The following is a 14,835-nucleotide window of genomic DNA, read 5'->3' on the forward strand; positions in this document are numbered from 1 at the left end:
TGGATCTCGGTGCCCGCGCTGTTCCTGGCCTTTGCCATCTGGCAGGTCTGGAGCGTGGTCGCCGTGAGCCTGCCGGGCCTCGGGTTCAAGTATTCGACCAACCAGCTGTTCTGGCTGGCTGCAGCGCCCGCGCTCTCAGGCGCCACGCTGCGCATCTTCTACTCGTTCATGGTGCCGCTGGTGGGTGGCCGCCGCTGGACGGCGATCTCCACCGCATCGCTGCTGATCCCTGCCATCGGCATAGGCTTTGCGGTGCAGGACAACACCACGGCCTATCCCACCATGCTCATCCTGGCGCTGCTGTGTGGCCTGGGCGGCGGCAACTTCAGCTCCAGCATGGCCAACATCAGCTTCTTCTTTCCGAAGGAGCGCAAGGGCTCGGCGCTGGGCGTGAACGCGGGCCTGGGTAACCTCGGTGTGTCGGTGGTGCAGTTCCTGAGCCCGCTGGTCGTCACGGCCGGCATCTTCGGTATCTTTGGCGGCGAAGGCCAGACCATTGTGAAGAACGGCCAGACCGTGCAGGTGTGGACACAGAACGCCGCCTTCATCTGGGTGCCATGGATCGCCATCACCGCGCTGGCCGCCTGGTTCGGCATGAACGACATCGCCGACGCCCGCGCTTCGTTCGCCGCGCAGGCCGCCATCTTCAAGCGCAAGCACAACTGGCTGATGTGCGTGCTGTATCTCGGCACCTTCGGCTCGTTCATCGGCTATGCGGCGGGCTTCCCGCTGCTTATCAAGAGCCAGTTCCCCGGTGTGAACCCGCTGGCCTACGCCTGGCTGGGCCCTCTGGTGGGCGCCGTGATCCGCCCCTTTGGTGGCTGGCTGGCCGACAAGCTGGGTGGCGCACGTGTCACGCTGTGGAACTTCATCGTCATGGCCATGGCTGTGGTGGGTGTCACGGTTTTCCTGCCTTCGGCGGGCAATGAAGGTCAGTTTGCGGGCTTCTTCGTGTGCTTTCTGGTGCTGTTCCTCACCACCGGCATTGGCAACGGTTCCACGTTCCGCATGATCCCCGTGATCTTCCTCACCGAAGCCATGCGCGGTGTGGATACCCGCGACACCGCTGCCGTGGCCCAGGCCAACAAGGAAGGCAACACGCTGGGCGCCGCCACGCTGGGCTTCACCGCCGCCATGGCCGCCTATGGCGGGTTCTTCATCCCCAAGAGCTACGGCAGCTCGATTGCCCTGACCGGCAGCCCCCATGCAGCGCTGTGGACGTTCTTCGCGTTCTACATCATCTGCATCGTGATCACCTGGTGGTACTACGCGCGCAAGCGTGCCGAGATGCCTTGCTGACGATCACCCCTGAACAAAACAGAAAAAGGAGCCCCCGATGAGCCATTTCCTCGACCGCCTTTCGTACTTCTCGCAACCCCGCGAGACCTTTGCCCAAGGCCACGGCGAAACCAACGGTGAAGACCGTACCTGGGAAGACGCCTACCGCGACCGCTGGGCGCACGACAAAATCGTGCGCTCCACCCACGGCGTGAACTGCACGGGCTCCTGCTCGTGGAAGATTTACGTCAAGGGCGGTATCGTGACCTGGGAAACCCAGCAGACCGACTACCCCCGCACCCGGCCCGACCTGCCCAACCACGAACCCCGTGGCTGCGCGCGCGGCGCCAGCTACAGCTGGTACCTGTACAGCGCCAACCGCGTGAAGTACCCCATGGTGCGTGGCCGCCTGCTCAAGCACTGGCGTGCCGCCATCGCCCTGGCCAAGAGCCCGGTGGACGCCTGGGCCAGCATCGTCGAGAACGACGCTTCCAAGCGCGAATGGCAAAAGCAGCGCGGCCTGGGTGGCTTCGTGCGCAGCACCTGGGATGAAGTCAACCAGATGATCGCCGCCGCCAACGTGTACACCATCAAGAAGCACGGCCCGGACCGCATCATCGGCTTCTCGCCCATACCCGCGATGTCGATGATTTCGTACGCGGCAGGCTCGCGCTACCTGAGCCTGATCGGCGGCGTGTGCATGAGCTTCTACGACTGGTACTGCGACCTGCCACCCAGCAGCCCCCAGGTGTGGGGCGAGCAGACCGACGTGCCTGAGAGCGCCGACTGGTACAACAGCTCGTACATCATTGCCTGGGGTTCCAACGTGCCCCAGACGCGCACGCCCGATGCGCACTTCTTGACCGAAGTGCGCTACAAGGGCACCAAGGTCGTGTCCATCACGCCCGACTATTCCGAAGTCGCCAAGCTCGGCGATTTGTGGATGCACCCCAAGCAGGGCACTGACGCCGCCGTGGCCATGGCCATGGGGCATGTGATCCTGAAAGAGTTCTATTTCGACAAGCGCTCCGCTTACTTCGACGACTACGCGCGCCGCTACACCGACCTGCCGCTGTTGGTGGTGTTGAAGGAAAAGACCCTGCCCGACGGCCGCACGGTGATGGTGCCCGACCGCTACGTGCGCGCCAGCGACTTCCCCGGCCAGCTCGATCAGTCCAACAACCCCGACTGGAAGACCGTGGGCTACGACGAGTTGGGCCAGGTCACGCTGCCCAATGGCTCCATTGGTTTCCGCTGGGGCTCCGACGGCCGCGCTGACCAGGGCCTGTGGAACCTGGAGAACAAGGAAGCACGCACCGGCAATACCGTCAAGCTCAAGCTGTCGGTGCTGGAAGACGGCGCACAGGCGAACGAAGTGGCGAGCGTGGCTTTCCCTTATTTCGGTGGCGTGCAGTCGCCCAACTTCACGGCCAACGTGCAGGCCAGCGATGTGATGGTGCGCCCCGTGCCCGTGACGCATCTGGAACTGGCTGGGCATGAAGCCCAGGGCCGCGTGATGGTGGCGACCGTGTTCGACCTGCTGGCCGGTAACTACGGCATCGACCGCGGCCTGCCCGGTGAAGAACCCGGCGGCAGCTACGACGCCGACCGGCCTTACACCCCCGCGTGGCAGGAAAAGATCACGGGTGTGCCCCGCGACCAGATCATCACCGTGGCGCGCCAGTTTGCCGACAACGCCGACAAGACGCATGGCAAGTCCATGGTGATCATCGGCGCGGCGATGAACCACTGGTACCACTGCGACATGAACTACCGCGGCATCATCAACATGCTGATGCTGTGCGGCTGTATCGGCCAAAGCGGTGGCGGCTGGGCGCACTATGTGGGCCAGGAAAAGCTGCGGCCCCAGACCGGCTGGACGGCACTGGCCTTCGCGCTCGACTGGATCCGCCCGCCCCGCCAGATGAACAGCACGAGCTTCTTCTATGCCCACACCGACCAGTGGCGCTACGAGAAGCTGGGCATGGAGGAAATTCTTTCGCCGCTGGCCGACAAGAAGGCCTACAGCGGCTCGATGATCGACTACAACGTGCGTGCCGAGCGCATGGGCTGGCTGCCTTCGGCGCCCCAGCTCAAGACCAGCCCGCTGCAGGTGGCCAAGGACGCCGCCGCGAAAGGCATGGACGCCAAGGACTACGTGGTCCAGTCGCTCAAGGACGGCAGCCTGCAGATGAGCTGCGAGGACCCGGACCATCCGGACAACTGGCCGCGCAACATGTTCGTGTGGCGCTCCAACATCCTGGGCTCGTCAGGCAAGGGGCATGAATACTTCCTCAAGCACCTTCTGGGCACCACCCACGGCGTGCAGGGCAAGGACCTGGGCAAGGACGAGGCCAAGCCCGAGGAAGTGCAGTGGCACGCCAATGCGCCCGAAGGCAAGCTCGACCTGCTGGTCACGCTCGACTTCCGCATGAGCACCACTTGCCTGTACTCCGACATCGTGCTGCCCACGGCCACCTGGTATGAGAAGAACGACCTCAACACCAGCGACATGCACCCCTTCATCCACCCGCTGTCTACAGCCGTGGACCCTGCCTGGCAGGCCAAGAGCGATTGGGAGATCTACAAAGGTTTCGCCAAGGCCGTGAGCGAGGTCAGCGTGGGCCACCTGGGCGTCGAAAAGGACGTGGTGCTTACGCCCATCATGCATGACACGGCAGGCGAAATGGCCCAGCCGTATGGCGTACGCGACTGGAAGAGGGGCGAGTGCGAACTCATCCCCGGCAAGACCGCACCGCAGGTCACCGTGGTCGAGCGCGACTACCCCAACCTGTTCAAGCGCTTCACGGCCCTGGGCCCGCTGATGGACAAGGCCGGCAACGGCGGCAAGGGCATCGGCTGGAACACGCAGACCGAAGTGGGCCAACTGGGCGACCTGAACGGCCGCGTGAAGGAAGAGGGCGTGACGCAGGGCATGCCCCGCATCGTGAGCGACATCGACGCCACCGAGGTGGTGCTGATGCTGGCGCCTGAGACCAACGGCCATGTGGCCTGCAAGGCCTGGGATGCGCTCAGCAAACAAACCGGGCGCGACCACGTGCACCTGGCGCTGCACCGTGAGGACGAAAAAATCCGCTTCCGCGACATCCAGGCGCAGCCGCGCAAGATCATCAGCTCGCCCACCTGGTCGGGCCTGGAAAGCGAGAAGGTCAGCTACAACGCGGGCTACACCAATGTGCATGAGTACATCCCATGGCGCACCCTCACCGGCCGCCAGCAGTTCTACCAGGACCACCCGTGGATGCGTGACTTCGGCGAAGGCTTTGTGAGCTACCGCCCACCGGTGCATTTGAAGACGCTGCACGAAGTCGAAGGCAAGAAGCCCAACGGCAACAAAGAGATCCAGCTGAACTTCATCACGCCGCACCAAAAGTGGGGCATCCACAGCACGTACAGCGACAACCTGATGATGCTCACGCTGAACCGGGGCGGATCGGTGGTGTGGCTGAGCGAAGACGACGCGAAGGTCGCTGGCATCGTGGACAACGATTGGGTCGAACTCTTCAACGCCAACGGCGCCATTGCGGCCCGCGCGGTGGTGAGCCAGCGCGTGAACCCCGGCATGGTGATGATGTACCACTCGCAAGAGAAGATCATCAACACCCCCGGCTCCGAGATCACCGGCACCCGTGGCGGTATCCACAACTCGGTCACCCGCATCGTGCTCAAGCCCACCCACATGATCGGCGGCTACGCGCAGTACAGCTACGGCTTCAACTACTACGGAACCATCGGCACCAACCGCGACGAGTTCGTGCTGGTGCGCAAGATGGATCGCGTGGACTGGCTCGACGACGAAGAACCCGCATCGGCCGCGCACGCCTGAAGCCGAAGACAAGGAGAAACACGATGAAAATTCGCGCACAAATCGGCATGGTGCTGAACCTGGACAAGTGCATCGGCTGCCACACTTGTTCCGTCACCTGCAAGAACGTCTGGACCAGCCGCCCCGGTGTGGAATACGCCTGGTTCAACAACGTTGAAACCAAGCCCGGCATTGGCTACCCCAAGGAGTGGGAAAACCAGGACCGCTGGAACGGCGGCTGGGTGCGCAGCCCCGACGGCTCCATTGCCCCCCGCCAGGGCGGCAAGTGGAAGCTGCTCATGCGCATCTTCGCCAACCCCAACCTGCCGCAGATTGACGACTACTACGAGCCCTTCACGTTCGACTACGACCATCTGCAGTCGGCGCCTGAAAGCAAGGCCGCACCCACGGCCCGCCCACGCAGCCTGATCACCGGCAAGCGCATGGAGAAGATCGAGTGGGGCCCGAACTGGGAAGAAATCCTGGGCGGCGAGTTCAGCAAGCGCAGCAAGGACAAGAACTTCGACGAGGTGCAAAAAGACATCTACGGCCAGTTCGAAAACACCTTCATGATGTACCTGCCGCGCCTGTGCGAGCACTGCCTGAACCCGGCGTGCGTAGCATCGTGCCCCTCGGGCTCGATCTACAAGCGCGAGGAAGACGGCATCGTGCTGATCGACCAGGACAAGTGCCGTGGCTGGCGCATGTGTGTCTCGGGCTGCCCCTACAAGAAGATCTACTACAACTGGCAGTCGGGCAAGGCCGAGAAGTGCATCTTCTGCTACCCCCGCATCGAAGCGGGCCAGCCGACGGTGTGCTCTGAAACCTGCGTGGGCCGCATTCGTTATCTGGGTGTGCTGCTGTATGACGCAGACCGCATTCAGGAAGCCGCCAGCGTGGAACGCGACCGCGACCTGTATCAGGCGCAGCTCGACATCTTCCTGGACCCGAACGACCCCGACGTCATCAAGCAGGCCCGCATCGACGGTATCCCGGACAGCTGGATGGATGCCGCGCGCAACAGCCCCGTCTACAAGATGGCCGTGCAATGGAAGGTGGCCCTGCCGCTGCACCCCGAGTACCGCACGCTGCCCATGGTCTGGTATGTGCCACCGCTTTCGCCCATCACCGCTGCAGCCAACGCGGGCCATGTGGGTGTGAACGGCGAGATTCCGGATGTGTCGCAGCTGCGCATCCCCGTGCAGTACCTGGCCAACCTGCTCACCGCAGGCGACACCGGCCCCGTGGTGCGTGCGCTGGAGCGCATGCTGGCCATGCGCACCTACCAGCGTGACAAGCATGTGGAGCAGCGCCAGAACCTGTCGGTGCTCAAGCAGGCAGGCCTGTCGATGGCCGAGGTCGAGGAGATGTACCACGTGATGGCGATTGCCAATTACGAGGACCGCTTTGTGATTCCATCGGCCCACCGCGAGTACGCCGAGAACGCGTTCGACATCCGGGGCGGCTGTGGTTTCTCGTTTGGCAACGGTTGCTCTGATGGCGCCACCGAGACCAGTATGTTCGGCGGCAAAAAGCCTCGAACTATCCCGATCAAGGCCACGGTCTGATCGCACACAGGAAGGAATCACCATGTTCAAGAAGAACCCGACCTCTGTGCGCCTGACCCTGCGCGCCCTGGGCTACCTGCTGAGCTACCCCGATGCGCAGCTGCGCAGCGTGATGCCGCAGCTCATCGACGCGCTGCAGCTGGAACAGGCCTTGAGCCACGAGCGTGTGGCCGAGTTGACGAGCGTGTGCCAGCACCTTGCGGCGCTGGACCCGCTGGAGGCCGAAGCCCGCTACGTGGACAACTTCGACCGGGGCCGCCAGACCTCGCTGCACCTGTTCGAGCATGTGCACGGCGACTCGCGCGACCGGGGGCCAGCGCTCATCGACCTGATGCAGACCTACGAAAAGGCCGGACTGCAATTTGAGGCCGACGAGTTGCCCGACCACCTGCCGGTGGTGCTGGAGTTCGCCTCCACCCAGCCGCCAGAAGTGGCCAAGGAGTTTTTGGGCGAAATGGCCCACATCCTCAACGCCTTGTTCAGCGCGCTGGTGGCGCGCAACAGCCCATACGCCAGCGTCGTTGCCGCCGTGCTCGAAGTGTCGGGCCAGCGCGTGCAGTCGGTAGCGCTGACCCCCGAGCCGCCCATGGACGAAGTCTGGGCCGAGCCCGAAGCGTTTGGTGGTTGCAGCACCCAGGGCCAGTCCAAGCCCGACCAGCCGCAACCCATGCATTTTGTTCGTACCCCCCGCGCTGAGCGGGCACCAGAAGGAGTCTCCGTATGACCGCCTGGCTTGATACCCTGTTGTTTGGCATCTATCCCTATATTTGCCTGGCCGTCTTTTTCATTGGCAGTTGGGCGCGGTTCGACCGCGACCAGTACACCTGGAAAAGCGATTCGTCGCAGTTGTTGCGCACCGGCAGCCTGCGCTGGGGCAGCAATCTGTTCCACATCGGCGTGCTGTTCCTGTTCTTCGGCCACACCGTGGGCATGCTCACGCCGCACTTCCTGTATGAGCATTTCATGAGTGCGGGTGCCAAGCAACTCATGGCCATGGTGTCGGGCGGCATTGCGGGCACCCTGGGCTTCATCGGCCTGTCTATCCTGCTGCACCGCCGCCTGTCGGACCCGCGCATCCGCGCCACGTCCAAGACCAGCGACATCCTGCTTCTGGTGCTGCTGTGGGTGCAACTGGCGCTCGGCCTGGCCACCATTCCGCTGTCTGCGCAGCATCTGGACGGCTCCATGATGATGAAGCTGGCCGAGTGGGGTCAGCGCATCGTTACCTTCCGGGGTGGTGCGGTGGAACTGTTGGCCGAGGCGGGCTGGATCTTCAAGGCACACATGTTCCTGGGCATGAGCATCTTCCTGATCTTCCCGTTCACCCGCCTGGTGCACGTGTGGAGCGGTTTTGGCACGCTGGCCTATGTGCTGCGCCCCTACCAGGTGGTGCGTGCGCGCCGCCTGAACCTGCCGCCCGGTCATATGCAACCGCAAGACCGCAGCCACGGCGCTTGAATCCACACCACAAAAGGAGCACACCATGAGCGGATGTGGAACCGGGGGCTGCGGTTGCAGCTCCACCGATACCCAAGGCACTGCTGGCGCACACGCCAGCACGCTGACCCCCGCGCAGTCGGCGGCCTACGAGGCCCTGGCTGCGACGATGGGTCAGGCAAGCGTTCCGGCCACACAGCAGCCCGAAGCGGGCGGTGCGCTGGCCGCAGTGGCACGCATCAACGGCGTGGCCCTGAATGCACCGCATGAGCCATTGGACGAAGAATCCCTGCGCCAGCGCGCATGCACCGAACTGCTGCGCCAGGCGGCCCAGCAGGGTGGTCTGCTGGCGATGGACGATGCACCGGGTGTCGAAGGCGCTATCAGCACCGAGGCGTCCAATGCCATCGAGCTGCTGCTGGACCGCGAGCTGCCTATTCCCGATCCCTCGGAAGAAGCCTGCCGCCGTTACCACGAGGCGCATCCCGCCGCGCACGCCCAGGGCGAGCGCGCACAGCTGCGTCATGTGTTGTTTGCCGTCACGCCGGGCGTCGATGTGAAGCAATTGCGCCTGCGTGCCGAGGCCCTGCTGATCGAGCTGCGCTGTGCAGACGACGGCGGCGCGAAGTTTGCGCAGGCAGCGACCCAATGGTCCAACTGCCCCAGCTCTAGCCAAGGCGGCGAGCTGGGTTGGCTGACCCGTGCCGACTGCGCTCCCGAGTTCGCCCGTGAGGTGTTCGGCGGCGCAGAGATCGGCGTGTTGGCGCGGCTGGTGCACAGCCGTTTTGGCCTGCATGTGGTGGAGGTGGTGGCCCGCGATCCGGGGCAGCAGCCCGCGTTCGAGGAAGTGCGCCAGGCCATTGCGCTCACGCTGCGCCAGCAGGCCTGGGTGAACGCGCTGCGCCAATACCTGCAACTGCTGGCGGGCGTAGCGGTGGTGGAGGGCGTAGCACTGGACGCGGCCGATTCTCCGCTTGTGCAGTAGTAGTTGCGTCGCACTTCATTCGATTGCCTGCCCATGCCTGATGAACTGCTGGATCGCCTGCGCCGGTTCCACAACGATGAGTTTCCACTGTACCGTGAGCAGTTCCAGACGCTGGTGGACGAGGGGCAGCACCCCACCACCCTGTTCATAGGCTGCTCCGACTCGCGCCTGGTGCCCTACCTGCTGACCGGCGCGGGGCCGGGCGAGCTGTTTTTGGTGCGCAACGTGGGGGCTTTCATTCCGCCTTACGACGGGTCGCACGGCCACCATGGCACCACGGCCGCCATTGAATTTGCGGTGCTCAATTTGCAGGTGCGCCGCATCGTTGTGTGCGGCCACAGTCACTGTGGGGCTATCAAGGCGATGTATGGTGAGGTGTCGCCCGAAGCCCCCAACCTGAACCACTGGCTGGATTTGGGGCGCGAGGCCCTGCTGCCCATGCAGCCCGGCCCTGAGGTGCTGCGCCGCACGGAGCAGCGGGCGGTGGTGCTGCAGCTGGAGCGGCTCATGGAGTACCCCATGGTCCGCAGCCGCGTGCAGTCGGGCCAAATCAGCCTGCATGGCTGGCACTACGTGATCGAGGAAGGAGAAGTCCATGTGTTCGATGTTCAGACAGGCGGCTTTGTGCCGGCCTCGCGCGCGGACAACAGTGGCACCGGTCCCTACCACCCGTATGTGGAGCATGATGGGCAGGTCCTGCTGGACGAGTTGTGACCTCGTTCGGTGTTCCTGCGGCGCGCCCGCGGGGAATGAGCCCTTCTTGATGGAGCGCAAGACCGCACTGGCGTGAAACCCAAATCATCGGCACCCATGAAACGCGAATCACCGCCCCTCTTGCACCCCGCCTCGCCCATGCAACCCATCAGCCTGGATGTGTTGCGCGAGAAATACCTCAAACCCGGTGAAACCACCGCCGACGAGCTGTATCAGCGCGTGGCGCGGGCTCTGGCATCGGTCGAAGCTCCTGCATTGCGCGACCAGTACGAGGCCTTGTTCCTGGCCAATCTGAAGGCAGGTGCCATCGGCGCGGGCCGCATCATGAGCGCTGCGGGCACCGACATCCAGGCCACACTCATCAACTGCTTTGTGCAGCCCGTGGGCGATTGCATCCAGGGCGTAGACGACGAGGGTTTTCCGGGCATCTACGAAGCGCTGCGCGAGGCGGCTGAGACCATGCGGCGCGGCGGCGGCGTGGGCTACGATTTTTCGCGCATCCGGCCCAAGGGTGCGCATGTCAAGGGCACGGCCTCCATGGCCTCGGGTCCTTGCAGCTACATGAACGTGTTCGACCAGTCCTGCTCCACGGTCGAGAGCGCGGGCGCCCGCCGGGGCGCGCAGATGGGTGTGCTGCGCATCGACCATCCGGATGTGCACGAATTCATCACCGCCAAGCGCACGCCGGGCCGCTGGAACAATTTCAACGTGTCGGTGGGCGTATCGGACGAGTTCATCCAGGCCGTGCAGAACAACGCGCAGTGGGAGTTGGTGCACAAGGCCCCACCCGGCGCGGCCTTGCAGGCCCAGGGCGCCCGCCAGCGCGCCGACGGCCAGTGGATCTATGCCACCGTGCCCGCACGCGAGATGTGGGACACGATCATGAAGTCAGCCTACGACTTCGCCGAGCCCGGCATCTTGTTCCTGGGCCGCATCAACGAAGACAACAACCTGCAGTACTGCGAGGAAATTGCGGCTACGAATCCTTGTGTGACGGCCGATACCTGGGTGATGACCACCGAAGGCCCTGCGCAGGTGGCTGACCTGGTGGGGCGCCCGTTTTCTGCCGTGGTCGATGGGCGCGCCTACAGGGTAGAGAGTCACGGATTCTTCAAGACCGGCACCAAGCCCGTGCTGGAGCTGAAAACCCAGGAGGGGCATGCGCTGCGCCTCACGGCGGACCACCGGGTGCGCCGGGTGGCACGCAAGACCCGCTACTGTCTGGAGGTGGAATGGACCGAGGCCGCGCAGCTGCAGCCAGGCGATGAGGTGGTGTTGCATGACCACAGGGCCTTTGAAGGTTGGGCGGGGGCGGGGACACAAGCCGAGGGGTATTTGCTGGGGTTGTTGATTGGTGACGGAACCCTTAAGACCGACAAGGCCGTGATTTCAGTGTGGGCGCCAGAGTTGAAGGCAGTGGGGCTGGACTCCGTGGCTTACGCAGCATCCGGCGCGGATGGCATTGTGCGTGCAGCCACTGCGGCTGCAGCCACTTTGCCGCACCGTGCCGACTTCAAGGGGTTTCAGCGCCCCGTGGCGGGGCGTGGCGAGGCTCGCCTGGCCAGCGCTGCATTGTGGAAACTGGCCCATGAACTGGGCATGGCGCCTGGAAACAAAATCATCACCCCTGCCATGGAGCGGCAATCTTCAGGTTTTGCGCAAGGCCTGTTGTGCGGACTGTTTGATGCCGATGGCTCGGTGCAAGGGGCTCAGGACAAGGGCCTCAGCGTGCGCCTTGCACAAAGCGACGAGGCGCTGCTGCAGACCGTGCAGCGCATGCTGCTGCGCCTGGGCATTGCATCCACGCTGTACTGCAACCGCCGTCCGGCGGCTGTTCGACCGCTGCCTGACGGCAAAGGCGGCTTGCAAAGCTATGCCACGCGCGCCCAGCACGAATTGGTCATCAGTGGCGGCAATCTGCAGGTGTTTGCCGAACGCGTCGGTTTTTGCGACACCGAAAAATCGGCCCGCCTGGACGAAGGACTGGCGCAGTATCGCCGTGCGCTCAACCGCGAGCGGTTCACCGCAACGGTGCAGGCGGTGGCCGATGCCGGGGTGGAGGACGTTTACGACGTGACGGTAGCCGATGTGCATGCCTTCGACGCCAACGGCATTGTGGTGCACAACTGCGGTGAGCAGCCACTCCCCTCCTACGGCTGTTGCGACCTCGGTCCTGTCATCCTCACGCGCTTTGTGCGCAACCCGTTCGGTTTTGGCGGCGTGGCGGCGTTTGACTTCGAGGCGTTCAGCGCGGCAGTGGCGTTGCAGGTGCGCGCGCTCGACAACGTGCTCGACGTGACCTTCTGGCCGCTGCAGCAGCAGCGCGACGAGGCCATGGCCAAGCGGCGCATTGGCGTGGGCTTTACCGGCATGGGCAACACCCTGGCCATGCTGTGCCTGCGATACGACTTGCCCGAGGGCCGCACCATGGCTGCGCGTATCGCCGAATACATGCGCGATGCGGCCTATGCCGCCTCGGTGGCGCTGGCGCGCGAGAAGGGGGTGTTTCCAAAGTTCGATGCCCAGGGGTATTTGGCGGAAGGCACGTTTGCCAGCCGGTTGCCCGAATCCCTCAAGGCCTTGATCCGTGAGCACGGCATTCGCAACAGCCATCTGCTGTCCATTGCGCCCACCGGCACGGTAAGCCTGGCCTTTGCCGACAATGCCTCCAACGGCATCGAGCCGCCGTTCTCGTGGATGTACAAGCGCAAGAAGCGTGAGTCGGACGGCAGCACCACCGAATACGCAGTGGAGGACCATGCCTGGCGGCTGTACCGCGACCTGGGCGGTGATGTGAACGCGCTGCCCGACTACTTCGTCTCGGCGCTGGCCATGTCGGCGCAGGACCATATCGCCATGATGGAGGCGGTGCAGCCTTTTGTGGACACGGCCATCTCCAAGACTGTGAACATCCCGGCGGACTATCCGTATGAGGACTTCAAGGACCTGTACCTGCAGGCCTGGCGCGCACGGCTCAAGGGCCTGGCCACCTATCGGCCCAACAGCATTCTGGGTTCGGTGCTGGAAACCCATGCCGAGCCTGCATCCGCCCCGGCTGTGCCGCCGACCCCGGCCGCGCCGCCCGTGGACCCCATGCGCACCATGATCGAGAGCCGACCGCAGGGCGGCCTCTCGGCCGTGGCCGAGAAACTGGAATATTGGACGCAGGAAGGCCACAAGACGCTGTACCTCATCGTCTCGTTCCTGCCGGTCCCCACGGGGGTTGGCAATGGCATGGTGGACCGCGCCATCGAGTTCTTCATGCCCGTGGGGCAGAGCGGCGAGTCGCAGCAGTGGATCACCTCCAGCATGCGCATGCTCTCGCTGGCGGCGCGTGGCGGCTTCTTGGAGCGTGCGCTCAGCGACATGCGCAAGGTGGCCTGGGACCGGGGCCCCGTGCGCCTGGGCCAGCACCGCAAGGACGACGGCACGCTGGTGCCCATGTGGCATGACTCCGAGGTGGCGGCCATGGCCTACGCCATCCAGAACATCCTGGCGCGCCGCGTGGCCGACCCCTTGCAGCAGCAACTGCCGTTGGATGAGCCTGCACCGTCCCCCACGGCCGTGCCCCAGGCCATGGCGGGCAAGAAGTGCAGCGAATGTGGCGCCCACGCCGTGATCCGCAAGGATGGTTGCGACTACTGCACGCAATGTGGGCATCTGGGAAGCTGCGGGTGACACCTTCGCGCCCCACTATTCCTCTCGGGGTTGTCTCGGGCAAGCCCTCGCCTGAGGCGCTGGCGCAGATGGACAAGCACTGGCGTTGGCGCTACGTGATGCTGGCGCCCCACCGGCTCGGTTTTTTGCTGGCCATGGTGGTGCTGGTGGCTTCGGGGGCATGGTGGGCGCTGGTGCAGGTGGACCGGTCCACGGGGTGGTGGGGCTTGCCCGCTGCGCTGCCGCCCACGCTGGTGCACTCGGCGGTGATGGCGTTCGGTTTTATTCCGCTGTTTTTCTCCGGTTTTCTGTTCACCGCAGGCCCCAAGTGGCTGGGGGTGGAGCCCCTGGCGCCGCAGGCGCTGTTCAAGCCCCTGATGGCTCAGGCGGCGGGCTGGCTCTTGTGGTTGGCTGGGGCGCATGGGCATGTGATGGTGGCGCTCGCCGGGCTGGTGCTGGCCTGGGGTGGGCTGGTTTGGATGACCGTGCAGTTTTGGGGCCGCGTGCGGCTGAGCCAGGCGCATGATCAGCTCCATGCCCGCGTGATTGGGGGCGCCTGTGTGATCGGCTGCCTCAGCGTGGCCGGGTTGTGGCTCAGCCTGGCGCTGGGGGTGCCCGCCTTGGCGCGGGTTTGGGTGTTCACGGGCCTGTGGGGGTTTGTGGTCGTGGTGTACGTCACGGTGGCCCACCGCATGATTCCGTTTTTCACCTCCAGCGCCGTGCCCATGGTGCAGGCCTGGCGGCCGTTTTGGGTGCTGTGGCTCATGCTGGCAGCGGCCCTGCTGCAGGTGCTGGCTGCGTGGCTCGAATGGGCCGGTGTGCCCGCCAGCGCAGCGGGCCCTGCCTGGGGGTTGGTGTGGGGCACGCTGCAATTGGTGGTGGGCGGGGTGCTGGTCTGGCTGGCGTGGGTGTGGGGGTTGGTGCAAAGCCTCAAGAACCGGTTGCTGGCCATGCTGCACATCGGATTTTTGTGGCTGGGGCTGGCCTTTCTGCTGGGCGGCGTGTCGCAGTGGCTGGCCTGGGGGTTGGGTGTGGGCGGCTTGGGCATCGGGGCATTGCATGCGCTCACCATGGGCTGCCTGGCTTCGCTGATGCTGGCCATGGTCACGCGGGTGTCGTGCGGGCACAGCGGGCGGGCGCTGGTGGCTGACCGCATTGCGTGGTCGCTGTTCTTGTTGCTGCAGGTAGCCACGGTGCTGCGCATCGCTGCAGCCGTGCCGGGCGTGCCCGGTGGCGCGGTGCCCTGGCTGTTGCTGTTGGCAGCGGGCCTGTGGGCTGGCACCATGGGGGCCTGGGGTGTGCGCCTGGGTCGCTGGTATGGTTGCCTGCGGGCCGATGGCCGCCCCGGTTGAGATGGTGTGCATGAGCCC

At 64.7% G+C, this 14,835-nt stretch carries 9 protein-coding genes; all 9 read left to right on the forward strand.

Annotated features, from left to right (window positions below; all coding sequences use genetic code 11):
- Positions 1 to 1,299 (forward strand): NarK family nitrate/nitrite MFS transporter (locus Q0105_RS18315; protein ID WP_298213739.1); only part of this gene is annotated, 1,299 nt, incomplete at its 5' end.
- A gap of 37 nt (positions 1,300 to 1,336) precedes the next feature.
- Entirely contained in the window at positions 1,337 to 5,125 is a 3,789-nt protein-coding gene (locus tag Q0105_RS18320) for a nitrate reductase subunit alpha (protein ID WP_298213741.1), read from the forward strand.
- Positions 5,126 to 5,148: 23 nt separating this feature from the next.
- Positions 5,149 to 6,672, forward strand: coding sequence for a nitrate reductase subunit beta (gene narH, locus Q0105_RS18325; RefSeq protein WP_298213742.1), 1,524 nt, complete (start codon positions 5,149 to 5,151; stop codon positions 6,670 to 6,672).
- Between the two features lie 22 nt (positions 6,673 to 6,694).
- Positions 6,695 to 7,396 (forward strand): nitrate reductase molybdenum cofactor assembly chaperone, encoded by a 702-nt coding sequence (gene narJ, locus Q0105_RS18330; RefSeq protein WP_298213744.1) that lies wholly within the window; start codon positions 6,695 to 6,697, stop codon positions 7,394 to 7,396.
- Positions 7,393 to 8,130, forward strand: coding sequence for a respiratory nitrate reductase subunit gamma (narI, locus tag Q0105_RS18335; protein WP_298213746.1), 738 nt, complete (start codon positions 7,393 to 7,395; stop codon positions 8,128 to 8,130). The genes narJ and narI overlap by 4 nt, the downstream gene beginning before the upstream one ends.
- A gap of 148 nt (positions 8,131 to 8,278) precedes the next feature.
- On the forward strand, positions 8,279 to 9,094 hold the full coding sequence (locus tag Q0105_RS18340; protein ID WP_298214437.1) for a peptidylprolyl isomerase: 816 nt from the start codon (positions 8,279 to 8,281) through the stop codon (positions 9,092 to 9,094).
- A gap of 33 nt (positions 9,095 to 9,127) precedes the next feature.
- Positions 9,128 to 9,808 (forward strand): carbonic anhydrase, encoded by a 681-nt coding sequence (locus Q0105_RS18345; RefSeq protein WP_298213748.1) that lies wholly within the window; start codon positions 9,128 to 9,130, stop codon positions 9,806 to 9,808.
- A 96-nt stretch (positions 9,809 to 9,904) separates the two neighbouring features.
- On the forward strand, positions 9,905 to 13,486 hold the full coding sequence (locus Q0105_RS18350; RefSeq protein WP_298213750.1) for an LAGLIDADG family homing endonuclease: 3,582 nt from the start codon (positions 9,905 to 9,907) through the stop codon (positions 13,484 to 13,486).
- Positions 13,483 to 14,817, forward strand: a complete 1,335-nt coding sequence (locus Q0105_RS18355) for an NnrS family protein (protein WP_298213752.1) — start codon at positions 13,483 to 13,485, stop codon at positions 14,815 to 14,817. The genes Q0105_RS18350 and Q0105_RS18355 overlap by 4 nt, the downstream gene beginning before the upstream one ends.
- The last annotated feature ends 18 nt before the right edge of the window (positions 14,818 to 14,835 follow it).

This window comes from Acidovorax sp., assembly GCF_027492855.1.
Lineage (GTDB): Bacteria > Pseudomonadota > Gammaproteobacteria > Burkholderiales > Burkholderiaceae_C > Acidovorax.